This is a genomic window from Caulobacter sp. NIBR1757, from assembly GCF_027912495.1.
Lineage (GTDB): Bacteria > Pseudomonadota > Alphaproteobacteria > Caulobacterales > Caulobacteraceae > Caulobacter.
The window spans coordinates 1,437,188-1,457,475 of the sequence record NZ_CP115463.1 but is presented as its reverse complement, the minus strand read 5'-3'; the positions used below and the strand labels follow the sequence as shown (position 1 = coordinate 1,457,475).

Here is a 20,288-nt window from a genome sequence, read left to right as displayed (position 1 = left end):
ACGCGCGTAACCGCGCGTCTGCCCTCCCCAATTCGGGGAGGGAGGTTAGGCGAGCACGGCCAGCGCCCGAACACCATCATGGCCGGTGACGCGCATCTGGCGGAGGCTTCCGGCCTCGGCTTCACCCTCGAAGGCGATCTCCGTGAAGTCCGGGGCCCGCGCCAAGCCCGGCCGTTCGACGAGGCCTTCAAGCACCTTGCCGACCCTGGCTTCGAGGTGCCGCGCCAACGCCGCCGCCCCCGCCTCGCGCAGCCGCGCCGCCCTCGCCTTGATCACCGGCCTCGGCACCGCCGGCATCCGCGCCGCCGGCGTTCCCGGGCGCGGGCTGTAGGGGAAGACGTGCAGGTAGGAGAGGCCGGCCTCCTCGACCAGCTTCATGGTGTTCTCGAACGCCTCGTCGGTCTCGGTCGGGAAGCCGGCGATCAGGTCGCAGCCGAACGCCACGTCCGGCCGCACAGCGCGCACGTCGGCGACCAGCTTCAGGGCATCCGCCCGCAGGTGACGGCGCTTCATGCGCTTGAGGATGAGGTCGTCGCCGGCCTGCAAGGACAGGTGCAGGTAGGGAACCAGCCGCGTCTCCGTGGCCAGCACCCGCATCAGGTCGGGGTCGATCTCTGCGGCGTCGATGCTGGACAGGCGCAGGCGCGGCAGGGCCGGGACCAGCTTGAGGATACGGGCGACCAGCTGGCCGAGGGTCGGCGTCCCCGGCAGGTCGGCGCCCCAGCTGGTCAGGTCGACGCCGGTCAGCACCACCTCGTTCCAGCCCTCGGCGGCCAGGCGGCCGATCCGTTCCACGATTTCGCCGGCCGGGGCCGAGCGGCTGTTCCCGCGCCCATAGGGGATGATGCAGAAGGTGCAGCGATGGTCGCAGCCGTTCTGGATCTCGACATAGGCCCGGGCGCGGTCGCGCAGCCCGTCCGACAGATGGGCGGCGGTTTCGCGCACGCTCATGATGTCGTTGACCCGGACGCGGCCCAGTTCCGGTTGCGGCAGCAGGGCGCCGGGGGCGGCCTTCTCGGCGTTACCGAGGACGAGGTCGATCTCGTCCATGGCCGCGAAGCCGGCCGGGTCGATCTGGGCCGCGCAGCCGGTGACGACGATGCGGGCGTTCGGGTTCTCGCGGCGGGCCTTGCGGATCGCCTGGCGGGCCTGGCGGACGGCCTCGCCGGTCACCGCGCAGGTGTTGAAGACGATGGCGTTCGAAACGCCGTCGGCCTCGGCCCGGGCGCGGATCTGCTCGGACTCATAGGCGTTGAGCCGGCAGCCGAAGGTGACGACGCGGGCGCCACCCGTCGTTTCCGCGATGGCGGGCGTATCCATGACCTCTTCGGTCAAAACAGCGTTCCCAGGGCGAACCCGGCGACGAAGCCGGACTCGCCCTTCGGCTCGTCCATGGCCCGGATGCGATCATTGTACCTCGCCAGCCAGCCGTCGTTTTCCTGTCGCTGGGCGGCCATGTAGGCCTCGAAGTCGTCCTTGTAGTCCGGATGCCAGCGGCTGAGGGGCGGGCGGCCCGCCGCCACATCCTCGGCGGCCCAGCGGATGCGGGCCGCGTCCGTGGCGCGATCGACGTCGTTGTCGGGGCAGAGGATGTAGAAGTCGCCCGCCGAGATACTGGCGATCATATGGTCGATCACCTGGTCGGCGGTCCAGGCGGCCGGCGGCTTGTCGCCCTGCCCTCGCGCGGTCATGCCGGTGAAGGTGTAGCCCGGCACCAGCAGATGGGCGGTCATCTGGCAGCCTTCGGTCGTGCGCAGGGTGTGCTGCAGGCCTTCGGTCAGGACCTTCACCCCGGCCTTGGTGACGTTGTAGGCGGTGTCGCCGGGCGGGGTGGTGATGCCCTGCTTGGAGCCGGTGTTGATGATCAGTCCGGGCGTTCCCTGGTCGATCATCGTCTGGGCGAAGGCCTGGACGCCGTTGATGACGCCGAACAGGTTGACCTCGATCAGCGCGCGCCAGCGATCGGGCCGCTCAATGGCCGAGCCGCCGCCGCCGATGCCGGCGTTGTTCATCAGCACATGGATGTCGCCGTACTGGGCCCGGGTGGCGTCGCGCAGGGCCTCGACGGCGCGCGGATCGGAAACATCCGTCGGCACGGCCATGGCCCGGTCGCCGGCGGCGAGGCCGGCGACGGCCGCCAGCAGCTTCTCGGCGTTGACGTCGGCGAGGACGACGTTGAGCCCGAGCGCCAGGAACCGGCGGGCGGCGGCCAGGCCGATGCCGTCTGCGGCGCCGGTGATGACGGCGGTGTGGCCGGCTTGCAGGGCGGGATGGGTCATGCCGCGATGGCCTCCGGAAGCCGGCCGGTGAACTCGACCTCGACCGGGCCGGTCATGATCACGTGGTTGTCGGCTTCGCGCCATTCGATGGTCAGCTCGCCGCCGTCCATGACGACGGTCGCCTTGCGGGCGGAGAGACCCCGGCGGGCGGCGGCGACCAGGGCCGCGCAGGCGCCGGTGCCGCAGGCGCGGGTCATGCCGGCGCCGCGTTCCCAGACCCGGAAGCGGATGCGGTCCGGGGCCTCGACGTGGGCGAAGCCGACGTTGACGGCTTCGGGGAACAGGGGGTGGTGCTCGAGCATGCTGCCCAGGCCCCGAACCATGCTCTCCTCGGGTTCGTGGTAGAGGAAGAAGACGATGTGGGGGTTGCCCATGCTGACCGCGCCGGGCGGCTGCAAGGTCTGACCGACCGGGCCGGCGAGGACCTCGATACGGCGGGTATCCAGTTCCTCGCTGAGCGGGATCTGGCGCCAGTCGAGGCCGGGCTCGCCCATGTCGACGCTGATGGTTCCGGCCGGACCGCGCGCGGCGTGCAGCAGGCCGGCGCCGGTCTCGATGACCACGGCCTCCTTGCCGCTGGCCTGCATCAGCAGCCAGCCGACGCAGCGGGTGGCGTTGCCACAGGCATCGACCTCGCCGCCGTCGGCGTTCCAGATGCGCATGAAGGCGTCGGCCCGGTCGGAGGCCTCAAGGCCGATGAGCTGGTCGCAGCCGATGCCGCCCACGCGGTCGGCGATACGACGCGCGTCGTCCGCCGTCGGGCGGAACGGCTGCTCGCGGGCCTCGACGACGACGAAATCGTTGCCGAGCCCATTCATCTTCAGGAACGGACGGGACATGGAGCGGGCTATATAAGGCAAATCAGGCTGGATCGTGAGGGGTTGCGCGCGCATGGCGCAGGCAGATCGGGAAGAACGGGACAAGGGTTGGCGCCTGCGCGCCCGGCTGCGGGCGCTTTACCACGGGGATTCGCCCGTGGCTGTGAAGTTCAGGCTGGGCATCATTGTGCTGGACCTGGCCATCGTCGCCTTCTTCGTGGCGGCGCCGATCATTCGCGAGACACGAGCCTTCTACGCCATCGACTATGCCATCGCCGTGTTTCTGGTCCTCGACCTCGGGGCGCGATTCCTGGCGGCGCCCGACCTCAAGTCCTGGCTCAGGCGGCCGCTCGTCTGGGTCGACCTGGCGGTGCTGGCGACGCTGCTGTTCCCGGTCTGGCTGGCCAATTTCGGCTTCCTGCGGGTCCTGCGGCTTTGGACCCTGATCGAGAGCGACTTCTTCTGGCGCACCGTCGGGCGGCGCTACGACAACACCCGTTGGGAGGAACTGGGCAAGGCCGGCGTGCGGCTGCTGACCTTCATCTTCGTCATCACCGGGTTCGTCTATGCGACCTTCATCGGCCGCTATGAGGGCATCGGCGGCTGGGTGGACGCCCTCTATTGGACGGTGACCAGCCTGACGACGACCGGCTATGGCGACATCAGCCTGCCGGGGACCTGGGGCCGCCTGTTGTCCATCGGGGTGATGCTGGTCGGGGTGTCTCTGTTCATCCGGCTGATGCAGGTGCTGGTGCGACCGCCGAAGGTCCGCCATGCCTGTCCCAGATGCGCGCTGCTGCTGCATGATCCGGACGCGGTGCACTGCAAGGCTTGTGGCCAGGTGCTGTGCATTCCGAACGAGGAGTGAACGCCCAAACGCTGTCATCCTCCGACCGCGAAGCGGATCGGGGGACCCAACTGTCCGCGTGAAGACTGCCGGAAGTCTTTCAAGAGCCGTCTTGGGTCCACCGGTTCGCCCTGCGGGCGCCCGGAGGATGACAGGGAACGGGAAACCCCTACATTTCGATTGCAGAGCAAGACCCGGAGCGCGGGCGCATCGGCATCCTTCCATGGTGGCGGCACACCACGAAAGGACACCGTCATGAGCACCGTTCTCGCCTTCAAGGCCCCGATGACCGCAGGAAAGACCCCAACCGAACTGGACCCGCGCTGGCCGCGGGTGCTGGCCCGTGACGCCGGCGCCGACGGGGAATTCTTCTATTCGGTGGCGACGACGGGGGTCTATTGCCGTCCGTCCTGCGCCGCCCGGCCGGCCAATCCGAAGAATGTCGGGTTTCATCTGACCACGGCTGATGCGGAGGCGGCGGGGTTCCGGCCCTGCAAACGCTGCAAGCCCGACCAGCCGCCGAAGGCCGAGCGGGATGCGGCGCTGGTCGCAAAGGTCTGCCGGATTATCGAGGCGGCCGAGGAGCCGCCGGCGCTGGAGGCGCTGGCCCGGGCGGCGGGGCTGAGCCCGCACCATTTCCACAGGCTGTTCAAGGCCGTGACCGGCGTGACGCCGAAGGCCTATGCCGACGCGCACCGGGCCATGCGGCTGCGGGAGGGGCTGGAGACGGCGGGCAGCGTCACCGAGGCCATCTACGACGCCGGCTTCAACTCGGCCGGGCGGTTCTATGAGGCGTCGGACGCCCTGCTGGGCATGACCCCCAAGGCCTGGCGGGCCGGCGGGGTCGGCGCCGAGATCCGGTTCGCGGTCGGGCAGTGTTCGTTGGGCGCCATCCTGGTGGCGCGGAGCGACAAGGGGGTCTGCGCCATCCTGATGGACGATGATCCGGACGCCCTGGTGCGCGACCTGCAGGACCGCTTTCCCAAGGCGCGACTTGTGGGTGGCGACGAGGGGTTCGAGCAGGTGGTGGCGCGGGTGGTGGGGTTGGTGGAACAGCCGGGAATCGGCCTGGATCTGCCCCTGGACGTGCGCGGCACGGCCTTCCAGCAGCGGGTCTGGCAGGCCCTGCAGGAGGTTCCGGCCGGAACGACGGCGACCTATCGTGACATTGCCGAGGCCATCGGCCAGCCGAGCGCGGTCCGCGCCGTCGCCGGCGCCTGCGCCGCCAACGCCCTGGCCATCGCCATTCCCTGCCACCGGGTGGTGCGCAACGACGGCTCGCTGTCGGGGTATCGCTGGGGTGTCGAGCGCAAGCAGGCGCTGATCGACCGCGAGAAGGCGGCGTGAGCCGGTTGGCGGCGGTCGATTGGGCCGCCGTCGCCGGGAACCTTGATGGACAGGGTTTCTCGGTGCTGGCGGGGCTGCTGACGCCTGAGGAATGCCAGCGGATCGCCGGGCTGTACGACCAGCCGGGCGGGTTCCGCAGCCAGGTGATCATGGCGCGGCACGGCTTCGGGCGGGGGGAGTATCGCTACTTCAGCTATCCTCTGCCCCCGCTGGTCCAGGGTCTGCGCGAGCGGATGTGGCCGCACCTCGCGCCGATCGCCAACCGCTGGCATGAGGCGATGGGGATGGCGGCGCGGTTTCCGGAGGCGCACGCCGAGTTCATTGAGCGCTGCCATGAGGCGGGTCAGCGGCGGCCGACGCCCTTGCTGCTGCGCTATGGGCCGGGCGACTACAATTGCCTGCACCAGGACCTCTACGGCGAGCATGTGTTTCCGCTGCAGGCGGCGGTGCTGCTCAGCGCGCCGGGGCGGGACTTCGAGGGCGGCGAGCTGGTGCTGACCGAGCAGCGGCCGCGGATGCAGTCGCGGGTCATGGTCGTGCCGCTGAAGCAGGGCGACGGGGTGGTGTTCGCGGTGAACAGCCGGCCGGTGGCGGGAACGCGCGGAACCTACCGGGTGACCATGCGCCACGGGGTCAGCGCCCTGCGCTCCGGTTCGCGCCATACCCTGGGGGTGATCTTCCACGACGCGACGTGAATGCCCTTCTAGCTGTCATCCTCCGACCGGCGAAGCCGGATCGGGGGACCCAATGGTCCGCGTGAAAACCGCCGGGAGTCTATCCAGAGCCGCCATGGGTCCCCCGGTCCGCTGCGCGGCCGGAGGATGACAGATGGAGGAAGGGCGGCTATCAACCGCGCCTCACCTCTATCGAGACGTATCATGGCCGACCTTCCCGACCGCCTCTGCACCAACCCGCGCAGCCCCTTCTACAACGAGGAGCTTCTGCAGCAGGGGATCGGCATCAAGTTCCGCGGCGAGGAAAAGACCAACGTCGACGAGTACTGCGTCAGCGAAGGCTGGGTGAAGGTCGCCGTCGGCAACAAGGTCGACCGCAAGGGCAACCCGATGACCATCAAGCTGTCGGGCCCGGTCGAGCCCTACATCAAGCCAAACGAATAACACACCGTCATCCCGGACGGCCCGAAGGGACGATCCGGGACCCAGGAGGGACAGGGCGCCGTCGGCGCAGCTGCCCTCGCCGGTGCGTGCGGCCCCTGGGTCCCGGCTCTCCGGGCTACGCCCTACGGCCGGGATGACAGACAGGGGCTGCGCACGACATCTGCCGCCTTGCTCCCGCCACGGGGGCCCTTATGCTCCCCGGTTCCTGCTTTCGGGCCAGAGTCCCCCGGGGAAGTCTTTCATGCGTTCGTTCCGCCTTGCCGCGCTTGCCGGCCTTGCGCTGTTGGCCTCGGCCGCCGTCGCGGTCGCCCAGACCGATCCCTTCCAGTGGCTGGAGGCGGTCGAGGGGCCCAAGGCGCTCGATTGGGTAAAGGGCGAGAATGCCAGGGCCGAGCCGGTGCTGACCGGCGATGGGCGCTACAAGACCCTGCACGACGAGGCGCTGGCCGTGCTGTCGGCGAAGGACCGCATTCCGACGCCGGAGTTCATCGGCACGGCGGTCTACAATTTCTGGCAGGACGCCGAGCATGTGCGCGGCATCTGGCGGCGCACGACGCTGGAGAGCTATCGCAGCGCCGATCCGGTCTGGGAGACGGTGCTGGACCTCGATGCGCTGAGCGCCGCCGAGAAGGCCAACTGGATCTGGAAGGGCTCGACCTGCCGCTCGCCCGCCTATGACCGCTGCCTGGTGTCGCTGTCGAACGGCGGCAAGGACGCGGTCGAGGTGCGGGAGTTTGATCTCGCCTCGAAAAAGTTCGTGGCCGGCGGCTTCCGGCTGGCCGAGGGCAAGCAGAACATCGAATGGCTGGACGATGACCGGCTGATCCTGACCCGCGACTGGGGTCCGGGCAGCCTGACCGACAGCGGCTACGGGCGGATCATCAAGGTGCTGGGTCGGGGCCAGCCGCTGACCGCCGCCAAAACGGTGTTCGAGGGCGAGACCCGCCACGTCAGCGTCTCGCCGGACGTCCTCAAGGACGCCAAGGGCAACAAGCTGGTCCTCGTCGGGCTGGGGCTCGACTTCTTCAACACCGCCTGGTTCGTGGTCAACGATCAGCTGCAGACCCAGCGGCTGATGCTGCCGACGCGGTCGAACGTCCATGGCCTGGTCAATGGCCGGCTGATCGTCTCCATCCAGCAGGACTGGGTCTGGAAGGGCGCCGCCTACAAGGCCGGCTCGGTGCTGGCGGTCGATGCGCCGACCATGCTGGCCAGCCAGTTCGCCCCGCAGCCGCAGAACCGCAACCTGCCGCGCAAGCCCATCGCCCAGGTGGTGTTCGAGCCCAAGGACCGCATCGCGCTCGACCGCGACCAGATCCGGGTGACCGACAACCGCGTGGTGGCGGTGCTGTACAATAATGTGCGGGGCTCGCTGGTCACCTTCAATCAGACCCAGGGCGTCTGGCTGATGCAGCGCTATCTGGGGGCCGACAACGCCGCCATCTCCATCGTCAGCACGGCCGACAAGGGCGACGACGTCTTCTACACCGAGGAGACCTTCCTCACCCCCACGACCCTGAAACTGGGGGTGGGTTCGACGCCGCTGTCTAAGCCGATCAAGATGCTGCCGGCCCGCTTCAACGCCGACGACCTGATGGTCGAGCAGAAGACGGCGATCAGCAAGGACGGCGCCGCCATCCCCTACTTCCTGGTGCGCAAGAAGGACCTGGCCATGAACGGCCAGGCCCCGACCCTGCTGCACGCCTATGGCGGCTTCCAGCTGTCGAAGCTGCCGGTCTATGACCCGATCGTCGGCAAGCTGTGGCTGGAACGCGGCGGCGCCTATGCGGTGGCCAATATCCGCGGCGGCGGCGAGTTCGGACCGGCCTGGCACGAGGCGGCGCTGAAACAGAACCGCCAGCGGGCCTATGACGACTACTTCGCCGTGGCCGAGGCGCTGATCAAGGACGGGGTCACCAGCCCCCGGCGCCTGGGCGCCTACGGCCGCTCCAACGGCGGCCTCTTGATGGGCGTGGCGCTGACCCAGCGGCCGGAGCTGTGGAACGCCGTGGTGGTCGAGAGCCCGCTGCTCGACATGCTGCGCTACGACAAGCTGCCGGCCGGCGCCTCCTGGATCGGCGAGTACGGCGATCCGAAGATTCCCGAGGAAGCGGCCTGGATCGCGGCCTACAGCCCCTATCAGAACCTGAAGCCCGGCGTGAAATACCCGCTGGCCTACATCACCACCTCGACCAAGGACGACCGCGTCCACCCCGGCCACGCCCGCAAGTTCGCGGCCCGCCTGTCGGCGCTGGGCGCGCCCTATCTCTATTACGAGAACCTCGATGGGGGTCACGCCAACGGCGCCGATCCCAGGGCCAACGCCAGGCGCTGGGCCATGCACTATGTGTACCTGTCACGCCAACTGATGGATTGATGCGTTGAAACACCTTCTCCTCTCCGCCGCGGTAGCCGCCTTGACCCTGACCTCGATCCCCGCCGCCAATGCCCAGAACGCCCCGGGCGGCCCCTCCGCCACCCAGGCCGATCCCTTTCAATGGTTGGAAGAGGTCGAGAGCGAGAAGGCGCTGGGCTGGGCCCGCGACCAGAACGCCCGCTCCCTGCCGGTGCTGCAGGGCGACGCCCGCTACCGGGGCCTGTTCGACAACGCCCTGAAGATCGTCACCGCCCAGGACCGCATCCCGATCGCCGGGTTCGCCGGCAGGGGCGATGCCCAGCTGCGCAACTACTGGCAGGACAAGGACCATGTGCGCGGCATCTGGCGGCGCACGACCCTGGAGAGCTACCGCACCGCCGAGCCGGCGTGGGAGACCATCCTGGACCTCGACGCCCTGTCCAAGGCCGAGGGCAAGAACTGGGTGTGGAAGGGGTCGAACTGTCTGCCGCCCGATGACCGCTACTGCCTGGTCTCGCTGTCGGACGGCGGCAAGGATGCGGTGACCGTCCGCGAGTACGACACGGACGAGAAAAAGTTCGTCGAGGGCGGCTTTGTCGCCCCCGAGGGCAAGCAGAACATCAGCTGGCTCGACAAGGACACCCTGATGATCGCCCGCGACTGGGGTCCGGGCACGATGACCAGGTCGAGCTATCCCTTCGTGCTGGGCCTGTGGAAGCGCGGCCAGGCGCTGGAGACGGTGAAGGAGTTCTTCCGCGGGACCGAGGACGACATCTCGGTGAGCGGCTACGCCCTGCGCGATCCGGACGGCAAGATCGAGGCGGTGTTCATCAACCGCGCGGTCAGCTTCTTCGAGAGCGAGACCTACGCCCTGATCGGCGGCAAGCCGGTCAAGCTGCCCTTCCCGCTGAAGTCGTCGGTGCAGAGCCTGGTCGAGGGCCGGCTGGTGCTGACCCTCGACGAGGACTGGACCGCCCAGGGTCTCAAGCAGGGCGATCTGGTCGCCCTCGACCTCAAGGCGTTGCTGGCCGATCCGGCCGGCGCCAAGGCCGAGCTGATCCTGCGCCCGACGGCCCGTCAGGCGATCGAGTCGGTGACCAACACCGCCCACACCCTGGTCGTCGAGCTGACCGACAACGTCACCGGCGCCATCTACGCCTACAGGCCCGGCGCCAAGGGCTGGACGCGCGAGAAGCTGGACCTGCCGGCCAACTCCTCGCTCGGCATCGCGTCGGTGCAGAGCCAGGGCGACCAGGTCCTGGTCACCGCCGCCAACTTCCTCAACCCGACCACCCTGTGGCTGGCCGACGGCGGCAAGCCGGAGCAGATCAAGGCGGCGCCGGCCAAGTTCGACGCCAGCAACATGGTCATCGAGCAGCACGAGGCGACCAGCAAGGACGGGACGAAGATCCCCTACTTCGTGGTGCACGGTAAGGACATCAAGCTGGACGGGTCGAACCCGACCCTGCAGTACGCCTATGGCGGCTTCCAGGTGTCGATGAACCCCAGCTACTCCGGTTCGATCGGCAAGCTGTGGCTGGAGCGCGGCGGCGTCTATGTGCTGGCCAACATCCGCGGCGGCGGCGAGTTCGGACCGGCCTGGCACCAGGCCGGGCTGAAGGAGAACCGCCAGCGGGTCTATGACGACTTCTTCGCGGTCTCCGAAGACCTGATCGCCCGCAAGATCACCTCGCCCCGGCGCCTGGGGATCATGGGCGGATCGAACGGCGGGCTGCTGATGGGCGTGGCCCTGACCCAGCGGCCGGACCTCTACAACGCCGTGGTCATCCAGGTGCCGCTGTTCGACATGCAGCGCTACACGGTGATGGGCGGGGCCGGGGCCAGCTGGGCCGGCGAGTACGGCGATGGCACGGACCCCAAGGACTGGAGCTACATCGGCAAGTACAGCCCCTACCAGAACATACGCCCCGGTATGAAATATCCCGAGGTCTACATCGAGACCTCGACCAAGGACGACCGCGTCGCCCCCGGCCACGCCCGCAAGGCCGCCGCCAAGCTGGAGTCGCTGGGCTATCCGGTTCTCTACTACGAGAACATCGACGGCGGCCACGCGGCCAGCGCCAACCTCAACGAGACGGCGATGCGGGTGGCGCTGGAGTACAGCTATCTCAGCCGCCGGCTGATGGACTAGCGACGATGGTCGAGGAGCGTGGCGGACTCGCCACGCCCCTCGCTCCACAAATCCACAGGCGGGATGGCGCTGTGACAATCGCTGTCACAACAAGGCGTTAGCGGTCTCCAAACGGGCCCGGCTGCGTCAAACCGCGGCATTGCGTCGCACAGTCGACATAAAACCGCATAGCAACCGTCACCGATCCGACGTCGGACCGTCGTCGGACTCTGGCAAGGCGCGCCCGTCCCGGACTGGCCGGGGTTGGGGATATGACGATGACCAGACGCGCCCATGCGCCACGCGCCTTGCTGTTCGCCACCGCCGGGGCCATCGCCCTGATGGCTTCGCCCGCCCTTGCCGGCGATCTCGTCGGGGATGTCACCGATTCCACCGGGGCCAAGACGCTGCCGGGCGCTCAGGTGGTCATCACCGAGCTGGGCCGCCGAGCCGAAGTCGACGCCGACGGCGCCTTCCGCTTCAGCAACCTCCCCGCCGGGACCTACACGGTCCAGGTCACCTACACCGGCGCCGACATGGCGACCCGGACGGTGACCATCGCCGAGACCGGCATCGCCACCCTCGACATCAGGATGGGTCCGCCGGCCGAGGGCCTGGTCGACAGCGTCCTGGTCGTCGGCCAGCGCGGCAACCTGAACAGCGCCGTGCAGCGCCAGAAGTCGGCCGATGGCATCGAGAGCGTGCTGACGCGTGACGCCGTCGGCGCCTTCCCCGACCAGAACGTCGCCGAATCCCTCCGCCGCCTGCCCGGCGTCAACATCCTGAACGACCAGGGCGAGGGCCGCTTCGTTTCCGTCCGTGGTCTAGACCCGAACCTGAATAGCGCGTCCATCAACGGCGCGCGCGTGCCGGCCCCGGAAGCAGATGTCCGTTCGGTGGCCCTGGACGTCATCCCGTCGGAACTGATCGAAAGCATCGAGGTCAAGAAGACCCTGACCCCGGACCAGGACGCCGACACCATCGGCGCCTCGATCGACATCAAGACCACCAGCGGCTTCGACCGCCGCAAGGACTTCTACTCGGTCACAGTCGAAGGGTCATACAATGACCTCAACGGCGAGTGGTCGCCCAAGGCCTCAGTCGACATTTCCAAGACCTTTGGGGACCGCCTGGGGATCTCCGGGGGCCTGAGCTACTACAAGCGCAGCTTCTCGACCGACAACGTCGAGATGGAGGACTGGGAGGAAACGGGCGGCATCGTCGCGGCCAAGACGGTCCAGTACCGCGACTATGACGTCGAGCGCACCCGGATCGGCGGTTCGCTCTCCCTGGACTTCCGGCTGACCGACAACACCGACATCTACGCCCGCTTCCTGCACAGCAAGTTCGAGGACCAGGAGTACCGCAACCGGCTGATCTTCGAGATGGAAGGCGATCCCATCTCGGCCAGCGGCGATACCGTGACCTTCCGCTCCAATGAAGGCCGCATCACCGCCATTCGCGACCTCAAGGACCGCTACGAGGTCCAGACCATCACCTCGCTGGTCAGCGGCGGTCGCACCTACGCCGGCCCCTGGGAGTTCAACTACTCGGTCAGCTGGTCGATGGCGGACGAGAAGGAAGACGGCTCAATCGACCCGATCCGCTGGCGCCAGCGTTTCACCGGCTCGTCCTTGGCCGTCGATTTCGACTACAGCAACCGGGAAAAGCCGAAGTACGCGGTGACCACCGGCCTGACCAACTTCCTCAACCCGGCCCGCTACTCTCTGTACCGCGTCGAGGAGACCGACAAGAGCGACTCCGAGGAGCGCGAGAGCAACTGGAAGTTCGACATCAAGCGCGAGTTCCAGTTGGGATCGGGACAGTTCGATCTGCAGGCCGGCGCCAAGCTGCGCCTGCGCGAGAAGACCTACGACCTCGATATCAACTACTACACTGGCTACACCGGCGGCCTGACCCTGGCCCCCTTCCTCGGAGACCAGTCCTACAACCTGGCTGATATCGAGCCGACCCCGAGCCGGGGCGCGCCCGCCAAGTTCTTTCACGAGAACCGGTCGAACTTCGTCAAGAGCGCCCTCGACACGCTCTTCGAGTCCTCGGTCGCCGACTACAACGTCAAGGAAGACATCTACGCCGCCTACCTCCTGGGCCGGTATGAAGCGGGTCCGGTCCGGGTGGTCGGCGGGGTGCGCGTCGAGCGCACTGAACTGACCGCCGCCGGCAGCCTGGTCGAACTGGTCGAGGGCGGCGGCACCCACAACGGCGTGGTCCTGGCGGACGATACGGTCTTTGTCAGCCCGTTGACGAACCGGATCGACTACACCGACGTGCTCCCCAGCCTGACGGTGCGGTTCGAGGCGACCGACAACCTGCTGATCCGCGGCGGGTTCTTCAAGAGCGTGGTCCGTCCGCGTGTCGGACAGATCGCCCCGCGCTTCATCGTCGAGGAAAGCGACGCCGGCGAGCGTGACGGCGAATTCGGCAATCCCGAGCTGGATCCCTACCGCGCCTGGAACTTCGACCTGTCGGCGGAATGGTACTTCGCCAAGGAAGGCGTCCTGTCAGCGGGCATCTTCTACAAGGAGATCAAGGACTTCATCGTCGACGCCGAGTTCAACAACGGCGTGTTCAACAGCGTCGCCTATGACAAGGCCATCATCCCGATCAACGGCGACACGGCCACGGTGTTCGGCGTCGAGTTCAATTATCAGCATGCTCTGACCTTCCTGCCAGGCCTGCTCGACGGGACCATTGTCGGCTTCAACTACACCTACACGGATGCAGAGGGTGACGTGCTGGGCCGCACAATTCCGCTGCCTTCGGCGTCGAAGAACACCTACAACGCCACCATCGGTTATGAAAAAGGGCCTGTCAGCTTCCGCTTCGCGGCCACCTACCGCGACAAATACCTGGACGAACTGGGTAGCGACGCCGAGACCGACCGCTGGGTCAAGGATCACATCCAGTACGACGTCAGCGCCAAGTACCGGATCACCGACCATGCCCAGGCTTTCATCGAGTTCGTGAACCTGGGCGACGCTCCCTACGTGGCCTACCAGAACGGCCCCGACGGCAAGCGCCTGCTGCAGTACGAGGAATACAGCTGGACGGCCAAGACCGGCATCAAGCTGAAGTTCTGATCCTCTCTGCCTGACCTGTGTTCCGACGCCCCGGCCTCTTGTGGCCGGGGCGTCTTCTTGCCTACGTCCTTCGTTCCCAAGGAGTTACGCAATGCGCGCCGCCCTTATGATGTTGACCTCCGTCTTCGTGCTCGGCGCCTGCGCGAGCTTCGATCCCGAAGCGGTATCGGACTCCGGCAAGTTGACCATCGGCGTCGGAACGCCGGTTCTGGCGTCCAAAGAGACGCAATCGGTGGCCACCAGGCGGGCCGACGCCGCCGACGACCCGGAAATCTGGGCCGATCCGCGCGATCCTTCGCGGGTGGTGATCTTCGGCACCGACAAGCAGGCCGGGCTCTATACCTACGACATCGAGGGCCGGATCACCGGCTTCATCCCGGATGGCCGGCTGAACAACGTCGACCTTCGCGGCGGCTTCGCCACCCCGGACGGCGAGCGTGTCCTGGTCGCCGCCTCGGACCGCGGCCGGATGGGCGCGGCCCTGTACCTGATGGATCCCGACACCCTGAAGCTGAGGCCTTGGGGCGTCGTCCCGCTTGACCTGGCCGAGCCCTATGGCCTGTGCATGGGCCGGCGGGCGGGCGGCTTCCTGGTCATCGTCAACGGCACGGACGGCCAGGTGCGGCAGGTGAAGGTCGAGGTCGGCGCCGACGGAAAGTTCAAGGCGACCGAAGAGAAGCGCTTCGGGGTGGCGACCCAGACGGAGGGCTGCGTCGTCGATGACGAGAAGGGCCTGCTGTACCTCGGCGAAGAGGGCAAAGGCATCTGGCGGTTCGACCTGGCCCCGGGGGCGACGCAGGGCACGCTGATCGCGGCGGCGCCGTCTGCAATGCTGGCACCCGATGTCGAGGGCCTGACCCTGCTGCGCGAGGGACCGGTGACCTGGCTGATCGCCTCCAGCCAGGGCGACAGCAGTTTCGCGGTCTGGCGGGTTGATGGGGCCGAGCCGGTGTTCAAGGGTCGGTTCTCCGCCGTCGGCGGCAACGGCGTCGATCCTGTGACGGGGACGGACGGGGTGGCGGCGCTAGGCGGCGTGGTCGGGCCTTATGGCGAGGGCCTGGTGGTCGTGCAGGACGACGTCGACAGCGAAGGCGAGGGCCAGGACGCCACGCGGGCGCGGCAGAACTTCAAGCTGATCGACTGGCGGGCGGTGAAGGCGGCGCTGGGGCTGTAGGCCGCGAGGGGGCGGCTTTTCCAAACTCTCCCCCGCAAGGGGGGAGAGTTTGCAAGTGCCTCAGCGCTTCAGGCCCGCATCCGGCTGATATCGATCGACCCCGCCGGCCAGGCGCGGGTCCAGCCGAAGCTGACCTCGCCCTCCCGGAAGGCGAAACGGGCGAGGTGGCTGGCGATGACGTCTTCCAGCTTGCTCAGGCCTTCAGGCCCCTCCGCCGTGGCGGTGATGTCGAGCCCCTCGCCGTCGGCGCGCATCACGCAGCGGCCGATCGGCAAGTCGATCTCGCAATCGGCCTCGCCAAGCAGCACCGGGAATTTGTGGCTCCAGTGCTTGCCCAGCTGGGTCATGTAGCGGACCGCCTTGTCCGTCGCGAAACGGGCGTGGCTGTCCATCAGGCGCGCTCCACCGCGGCGGCGGCGGCGTCGAGGGCGTCGCAGATCGAGGCGATCTGCTCCTTGGTCAGCGACTGGCCGGTGAGTTTCAGCTTGAGGGCCGTCTTGAGGTTCTCGCGGGCCCGCAGGATCTGCGGCGAGAACATCGCGCTGGCCTGGGCGGCCTGGGCCATGCGCTCGAAGATGCCGGCCACCTGGCCCTCGTTGGCGGCCAGCTGGGCCTCGCCCTCGGGGGTGATGCTGTAGCGCTTCTTGCCGCCCTCGGCCTCGGCGGTGACCAGGCCGGTCTCTTCCAGCAGGGTCAGGGTCGGGTAGACCACGCCGGGGCTGGGGGTATAGGCGCCGCCGGCGTTTTCCTCGACGGCCTTGATCAGCTCATAGCCGTGGCGGGGGCTTTCGGCGATCAGCTTGAGCAGCACGAAGCGCAGGTCGCCGTGGTCGAAGAAGCGGCCGGGACGACGCCAGCCATGGTGGGCGCCGCCGTGGCGGCCGTGATGGCCGAAGGGGCCGCGATGATGGGTGTGGCGGTGAAAGCCAAACATGCGATGCATTGAAATGAGTCCTGTTGCGATATGTCTGACATACGATGTGTTTCGATATGTCGGATTTTAGATATATCGGGAGCGGGTCAGGCGCAAGAGGTATTTAGATATATCTATTTATATCGGATGCCGACGCCTTTCCAAACTCTCCCCCCCGCGAAGTGGGGGGAGGACAGATTTCGAGCCCTAGCGAGAAATCAGGAGGCGGGCCCACCGGCGGCGGGGAGGTTCCTCCTGACACGGGGGTCCCCCCTCCTGCTTTGTCGCTTCGCTCCAAAGCGGTCCTCCCCCCACTTCGCGGGGGGAGAGTTTAGAAGCGCTGCCCCTACTCCCCGCCCGTCAGCGCCTTGAGCAGCAGGTAGAAGTGGTCCAGGCCGTCGTCGAACTGGGCGACCGGCAGGCGTTCGTTGTTGCCGTGGATGTTGTAGTCGATGCCCTGGGACATGAAGAGGCCGCCGACGCCGAGGGTGGGGATGCCGGCGCTGCGGTAGTAGAGGCCGTCGGTGGCGCCGGCTTCCATATAGGGGGTAGCGACGACGCCGGGCGCGCGGACGGCCAGCACCCTGGCCAGGGCGGCGCGCAGCTCTTCGGGCGGCACGGAGACGTCGCTCTCCAGCGGCTCGCCGATGGTCTTGATCTGCAGCCTGCTGTCGTCGGCGACCTTGAGCAGAGTCGCCTGAACCTCGGCGATCGTCTGGCCGGGGAAGATGCGGCAGTTGATGGTCGCCGTCGCCGCCACCGGCAGGGCGTTCTCGGCATGGCCGCCGCGCAGCATGGTGGCCACGCAGGTGGTCCGCAGCTCGTTGCTGACCCAGGATTTGTCGAGCTCGGCCAGGGCGGCCTTGTCGTTCGGATTGGCGGCGAAGCGGGCCATGGCCTTGCCGAGCTCGCCCTCGAGGCTGGGGGCGGTGAGGCGGAAGCTCTCCAAGGTCACCGGATTCCAGCGCGCCTCGAACCTATAGGCCGAGATCCGGGTCAGGGCGGCGGCCAGGTCGTAGATGGCGTTGTCCGGCCGGGGGGCCGAGGAGTGGCCGCCGCTGTTCAGCGCCGTCAGCTCATAGGTGGCGTAGGTCTTCTCGGCCACCTGCAGGGCGTAGCTGGCCTTCTCGTTGCCGCCGCCGCGGAAGCCGCCTCCGGCGTCGGAGTTCATGGCGTAGGCGGCGCCCTTGAGCTTTGCGGCCAGGACGACGGCCGTCTTGCCGGTGGTTTCCTCATCGCCGGTGAAGGCCAGGATCAGGTCACGATCGGGGACGAACCCCTCGCGGCGCAGGCGCATGAAGGTCTGGGTGATGTTCAGCACGCCATACTTGTTGTCGACGACGCCGCGCCCGATGAAGACGCCGTTCTCCTCGGTCAGCACATAGGGATCGCGGCCGCCCCAGTCTTCCCGGCTGGCGGCGACGACATCCATGTGGGCCATCAGGATGACCGGGGGCTTGGTCGAACCGGGCTTGCCCGGATAGCGGACGATCAGACCGGCGGTCTCGCCGAGCGGCACGATCTCGATCTCGCTGTCCTTGAAGCCGGCCGTCTTCAGCTGGTCGGCGAGGTAGCGGGCCAGGGCCGGGACCTGGCCGCTGCCCTCCTGGGTCTTGAAGCCGATGATTTTTGAAAACAGGGTACGGGCTTCGGCTTTCACCTCGGGCGAAGGCCCGGCGGCCTGAACGGACGAGCCCAACAGGGCGAAGACGGCCGCCGCCGCGATGACCAGACGCATGGAATCTTCCCTCGATACGACTCCGACCTTAGGCGGCGCGCAGCGTCTCCGCCAGCAGGCGCCCGTCGCGGGCCCGGCTGGAGCCGGCCCGCCAGGCGACGACGATCTCGCGGCTGGGATGCTCGGCCTGCAGCGGGCGGACGGTGACCGGGGCCTGGCCCGTCAAGCCGGCCTCGACAGCCATGGCCGGCACGAAGGAGACGCCAAGGCCGGAGCCGACCATCTGCACGAGTGTGGGCAGGGAGGTGGCGGCGAAGGCCTCGTCCTCGCCGTGGCGGGCGGGGGGACCAAGGCCACAGGCGGCCAGGACGTGGTCGCGCAGGCAGTGGCCGTCTTCCAGCAGGATCAGTTCGTCGCCGTCGAGGGAGGCGGGGCTGATGCTGGCCTGGCTGGCCATGGCGTGGCCGCTCGGCACGGCGGCCAGCAGCTCGTCGTCGACGACGTGAGCCCAGTCGAGGCCGGCCATGTCGTAGGGCAGCGCGATCAGGGCGGCGTCGAGGGCGCCGGATTTCAGGGCGGTGATCAGGCGGCTGGTCAGGTCCTCGCGCAGGAACAGACGCAGCTTGGGGAAGCGGGCGCGCATGACCGGCAGCGCCTTCGGCAACAGGAAGGGGGCGATGGTCGGGATGACGCCGAGCCGGAAGCGCCCGGCCAGCGGCAGGCCGGCGCTCTGTGACGCCTGAACCAGGTCCTCGGCGCCGGCCAGCAACTCGCGGGCCCGCCGCGCCGCCTCCTCGCCGGCGGCGGTCAGGATCACCCCGCTGCGGGCGCGGTCGACGACGGGGGCGCCGATGATCCGCTCCAGCTCGGCGATGCCGGCCGACAGGGTGGGCTGGGTGACGTGGGCGGCCTCGGCGGCGCGGCTGAAGCTGCCGTGTTCGGCGAGGAGCTTGAGGTACTGCAGTTGGCGGAATGTGGGGAGCATTTTGCTACCATAGAGTAACTCTATGCTGTCGGCAAAAACTATTGATTGGCCAATGGCTGAGTCGGCCCCTATTTCACCCCTGTCGCCGACGCACTCCCCTGCCCGGCGGCCTCATCGACTCGATCAATTTTTCCAAGCGCGAGGAATACGCAATGCTGGGTGTTGGCCAGAAACTGCCTGACTTCAAAGTCGTCGGCGTGAAGCCGAAGTTCAACCGTCACGAAGAGAACGGCGAGAGCGCGTTCGAAACCGTCAGCCAGGACAGCTTCCCGGGCAAGTGGAAGGTCATCTTCTTCTACCCGAAGGATTTCACCTTCGTCTGCCCGACCGAGATCGCCGAGTTCGCGCGTCTCAACAAGGAATTCGAAGATCGTGACACCGTCGTCCTCGGCGGTTCGACCGACAACGAGCACAGCAAGCTGGGCTGGCGCCGGGAGCACCCGGACCTCAACAGCCTGCCGATGTGGAACTTCGCCGACAACGGCGGCAAGTTCGCCCGTGAACTGGGCGTTCTCGACGAGGAAGAGGGCGTCGCCCAGCGCGCCACCTTCGTGGTCGATCCGCACAACGTCGTGCAGCACGTCTACGTCACCAACCTGAACGTCGGCCGCGCGCCGGCCGACACCCTGCGGGTCCTCGACGCCCTGCAGACCGACGAGCTGTGCCCGTGCAACCGCGCGGTCGGCGGCGACGTCCTGAACCTGGCCGCCGAGTAAGCTAGGCCCAAGATCCAGCGGCTTCCACGTCCCAATCGGAAGCCGCTGGCGCCGGGGCTCCTCCGCCCGTCCCTCCCCCCGAAAGGCGGGGGAGACCCCGGCCCCTTTCTCTCCAGTTTGAACGGACCTGACCGATGTCGATCGACACCGTGCGCGACGCGCTGCCTGCCTATGCCAAGGACCTGAGCCTCAACCTCTCGTCGCTGTCGGCCGAGACCCTGCTGACCGATCAGCAGAAATGGGGCGCCTTCGTCGCCTCGGCCCACGCGGTCGGCCAGCCGGTCGTCGTCAAGGGCCTGGAAGCGGCCGCCCGGGCCGCCGGCCTGAGCGAAGAGGCCCTGACCGCCGCCAAGGCCGCGGCGGCCATCATGGGCATGAACAACGTCTACTACCGCTCCCTGCACCTGATGAAGAACAAGGAGTACGGGACCCTGCCGGCCAAGCTGCGGATGAACGTGCTGGCCAATCCGGGCGTCGAGAAGGTCGATTTCGAGCTGTGGTCGACGGCGGTTTCGGCCATCAACGGCTGCGGCATGTGCCTGGACGCCCACGAGGCCGAACTGAAGAAGCACGGCGTGCCGAACACCTCGGTGCAGGCGGCCCTGCGCATCGCGTCGGTCGTCAATGCGGTCAGCCGCGTGATCGCCGGCGAAGCGGCGGCGGCATAAGCCAACAGCAGAGGCCGGAGTGGTCGTAGCTCTCCGCCCTTTGGGCGGAGGACCGCTTTCGAGCCTTCAAGCGAGAAAGCAGGAGGCGGGCCCACCGGCCGTAGGTGATTAGCGCGTTCCCTTACGCGCCGGCGTCCGCGGACACAGCGCACGATCG

Annotated in this window: 17 protein-coding genes; 10 read left to right on the top strand and 7 right to left on the bottom strand. The window is 67.9% G+C overall.

Annotated elements, in window-relative coordinates; translation table 11 throughout:
- Positions 1-45: 45 nt before the first annotated feature.
- Genes mtaB through dapF form a run of 3 tightly spaced genes read right to left on the bottom strand, consistent with a single transcriptional unit; the run spans position 46 to position 3,118 of the window.
- A complete protein-coding gene (mtaB, locus tag O5I81_RS07095; protein ID WP_348637292.1) occupies positions 46-1,320 on the bottom strand; it encodes a tRNA (N(6)-L-threonylcarbamoyladenosine(37)-C(2))-methylthiotransferase MtaB in 1,275 nt (424 codons plus the stop codon).
- An 11-nt stretch (positions 1,321-1,331) separates the two neighbouring features.
- Complete coding sequence (locus O5I81_RS07090) at positions 1,332-2,279, bottom strand: SDR family NAD(P)-dependent oxidoreductase (protein ID WP_271068246.1); 948 nt, start codon at positions 2,277-2,279, stop codon at positions 1,332-1,334.
- Positions 2,276-3,118: a diaminopimelate epimerase gene (dapF, locus tag O5I81_RS07085; RefSeq protein WP_271068245.1), complete on the bottom strand. Its 843-nt coding sequence runs from the start codon at positions 3,116-3,118 to the stop codon at positions 2,276-2,278. The genes O5I81_RS07090 and dapF overlap by 4 nt, the downstream gene beginning before the upstream one ends.
- Positions 3,119-3,170: 52 nt before the next feature.
- Here dapF and O5I81_RS07080 point away from each other — a divergent pair, with 52 nt between their 5' ends.
- From O5I81_RS07080 to O5I81_RS07045, 8 genes are all read left to right on the top strand, one after another.
- A complete protein-coding gene (locus O5I81_RS07080) occupies positions 3,171-3,965 on the top strand; it encodes a potassium channel family protein (RefSeq protein ID WP_271068244.1) in 795 nt (264 codons plus the stop codon).
- A gap of 234 nt (positions 3,966-4,199) precedes the next feature.
- Positions 4,200-5,291: a bifunctional DNA-binding transcriptional regulator/O6-methylguanine-DNA methyltransferase Ada gene (ada, locus tag O5I81_RS07075; RefSeq protein WP_271068243.1), complete on the top strand. Its 1,092-nt coding sequence runs from the start codon at positions 4,200-4,202 to the stop codon at positions 5,289-5,291.
- Positions 5,288-5,986 (top strand): 2OG-Fe(II) oxygenase, encoded by a 699-nt coding sequence (locus tag O5I81_RS07070; RefSeq protein ID WP_271068242.1) that lies wholly within the window; start codon positions 5,288-5,290, stop codon positions 5,984-5,986. Before ada ends, O5I81_RS07070 begins: the two co-directional genes overlap by 4 nt.
- Before the next feature lie 183 nt (positions 5,987-6,169).
- The gene (locus O5I81_RS07065) at positions 6,170-6,409 is read left to right on the top strand and encodes a DUF3297 family protein (RefSeq protein WP_271068241.1); all 240 of its coding nucleotides are present in this window, start codon (positions 6,170-6,172) and stop codon (positions 6,407-6,409) included.
- 241 nt (positions 6,410-6,650) lie between these two features.
- Positions 6,651-8,786: a prolyl oligopeptidase family serine peptidase gene (locus O5I81_RS07060; RefSeq protein ID WP_271068240.1), complete on the top strand. Its 2,136-nt coding sequence runs from the start codon at positions 6,651-6,653 to the stop codon at positions 8,784-8,786.
- 55 nt (positions 8,787-8,841) lie between these two features.
- Positions 8,842-10,917, top strand: a complete 2,076-nt coding sequence (locus tag O5I81_RS07055) for a prolyl oligopeptidase family serine peptidase (RefSeq protein WP_271069003.1) — start codon at positions 8,842-8,844, stop codon at positions 10,915-10,917.
- A gap of 257 nt (positions 10,918-11,174) precedes the next feature.
- On the top strand, positions 11,175-13,997 hold the full coding sequence (locus O5I81_RS07050; protein WP_271068239.1) for a TonB-dependent receptor: 2,823 nt from the start codon (positions 11,175-11,177) through the stop codon (positions 13,995-13,997).
- Between the two features lie 91 nt (positions 13,998-14,088).
- Positions 14,089-15,171 carry a phytase gene (locus O5I81_RS07045; RefSeq protein ID WP_271068238.1) on the top strand — a complete coding sequence of 361 codons (1,083 nt, stop codon included), beginning with the start codon at positions 14,089-14,091 and terminating at the stop codon, positions 15,169-15,171.
- 68 nt (positions 15,172-15,239) lie between these two features.
- On the opposite strand, the gene O5I81_RS07040 is transcribed toward O5I81_RS07045, so the two are convergent.
- The 4 genes from O5I81_RS07040 to O5I81_RS07025 form a co-directional block, all read right to left on the bottom strand.
- Complete coding sequence (locus tag O5I81_RS07040) at positions 15,240-15,563, bottom strand: DUF2218 domain-containing protein (RefSeq protein WP_271068237.1); 324 nt, start codon at positions 15,561-15,563, stop codon at positions 15,240-15,242.
- Positions 15,563-16,105 carry a PadR family transcriptional regulator gene (locus tag O5I81_RS07035; RefSeq protein WP_271069002.1) on the bottom strand — a complete coding sequence of 181 codons (543 nt, stop codon included), beginning with the start codon at positions 16,103-16,105 and terminating at the stop codon, positions 15,563-15,565. The genes O5I81_RS07040 and O5I81_RS07035 overlap by 1 nt, the downstream gene beginning before the upstream one ends.
- A gap of 325 nt (positions 16,106-16,430) precedes the next feature.
- Positions 16,431-17,822, bottom strand: a complete 1,392-nt coding sequence (locus O5I81_RS07030; RefSeq protein ID WP_271068236.1) for a M20/M25/M40 family metallo-hydrolase — start codon at positions 17,820-17,822, stop codon at positions 16,431-16,433.
- 28 nt (positions 17,823-17,850) lie between these two features.
- Positions 17,851-18,747 carry a hydrogen peroxide-inducible genes activator gene (locus O5I81_RS07025; protein ID WP_271068235.1) on the bottom strand — a complete coding sequence of 299 codons (897 nt, stop codon included), beginning with the start codon at positions 18,745-18,747 and terminating at the stop codon, positions 17,851-17,853.
- Between the two features lie 152 nt (positions 18,748-18,899).
- Between O5I81_RS07025 and O5I81_RS07020 the strand changes: the two genes are divergently transcribed.
- Positions 18,900-19,463 carry a peroxiredoxin gene (locus O5I81_RS07020; protein ID WP_271068234.1) on the top strand — a complete coding sequence of 188 codons (564 nt, stop codon included), beginning with the start codon at positions 18,900-18,902 and terminating at the stop codon, positions 19,461-19,463.
- Between the two features lie 134 nt (positions 19,464-19,597).
- Positions 19,598-20,131 carry a carboxymuconolactone decarboxylase family protein gene (locus tag O5I81_RS07015; protein WP_271068233.1) on the top strand — a complete coding sequence of 178 codons (534 nt, stop codon included), beginning with the start codon at positions 19,598-19,600 and terminating at the stop codon, positions 20,129-20,131.
- Positions 20,132-20,288 lie beyond the last annotated feature (157 nt).

Coding starts and splice junctions, on each gene's coding strand:
- mtaB (WP_348637292.1), bottom strand. CDS start 1,320: ATGGATACGCCCGCCATCGCGGAAACGACGGGTGGCGCCCGCGTCGTC.
- O5I81_RS07090 (WP_271068246.1), bottom strand. CDS start 2,279: ATGACCCATCCCGCCCTGCAAGCCGGCCACACCGCCGTCATCACCGGC.
- dapF (WP_271068245.1), bottom strand. CDS start 3,118: ATGTCCCGTCCGTTCCTGAAGATGAATGGGCTCGGCAACGATTTCGTC.
- O5I81_RS07080 (WP_271068244.1), top strand. CDS start 3,171: ATGGCGCAGGCAGATCGGGAAGAACGGGACAAGGGTTGGCGCCTGCGC.
- ada (WP_271068243.1), top strand. CDS start 4,200: ATGAGCACCGTTCTCGCCTTCAAGGCCCCGATGACCGCAGGAAAGACC.
- O5I81_RS07065 (WP_271068241.1), top strand. CDS start 6,170: ATGGCCGACCTTCCCGACCGCCTCTGCACCAACCCGCGCAGCCCCTTC.
- O5I81_RS07060 (WP_271068240.1), top strand. CDS start 6,651: ATGCGTTCGTTCCGCCTTGCCGCGCTTGCCGGCCTTGCGCTGTTGGCC.
- O5I81_RS07050 (WP_271068239.1), top strand. CDS start 11,175: ATGACCAGACGCGCCCATGCGCCACGCGCCTTGCTGTTCGCCACCGCC.
- O5I81_RS07045 (WP_271068238.1), top strand. CDS start 14,089: ATGCGCGCCGCCCTTATGATGTTGACCTCCGTCTTCGTGCTCGGCGCC.
- O5I81_RS07040 (WP_271068237.1), bottom strand. CDS start 15,563: ATGGACAGCCACGCCCGTTTCGCGACGGACAAGGCGGTCCGCTACATG.
- O5I81_RS07035 (WP_271069002.1), bottom strand. CDS start 16,105: ATGTTTGGCTTTCACCGCCACACCCATCATCGCGGCCCCTTCGGCCAT.
- O5I81_RS07030 (WP_271068236.1), bottom strand. CDS start 17,822: ATGCGTCTGGTCATCGCGGCGGCGGCCGTCTTCGCCCTGTTGGGCTCG.
- O5I81_RS07025 (WP_271068235.1), bottom strand. CDS start 18,747: ATGCTCCCCACATTCCGCCAACTGCAGTACCTCAAGCTCCTCGCCGAA.
- O5I81_RS07020 (WP_271068234.1), top strand. CDS start 18,900: ATGCTGGGTGTTGGCCAGAAACTGCCTGACTTCAAAGTCGTCGGCGTG.
- O5I81_RS07015 (WP_271068233.1), top strand. CDS start 19,598: ATGTCGATCGACACCGTGCGCGACGCGCTGCCTGCCTATGCCAAGGAC.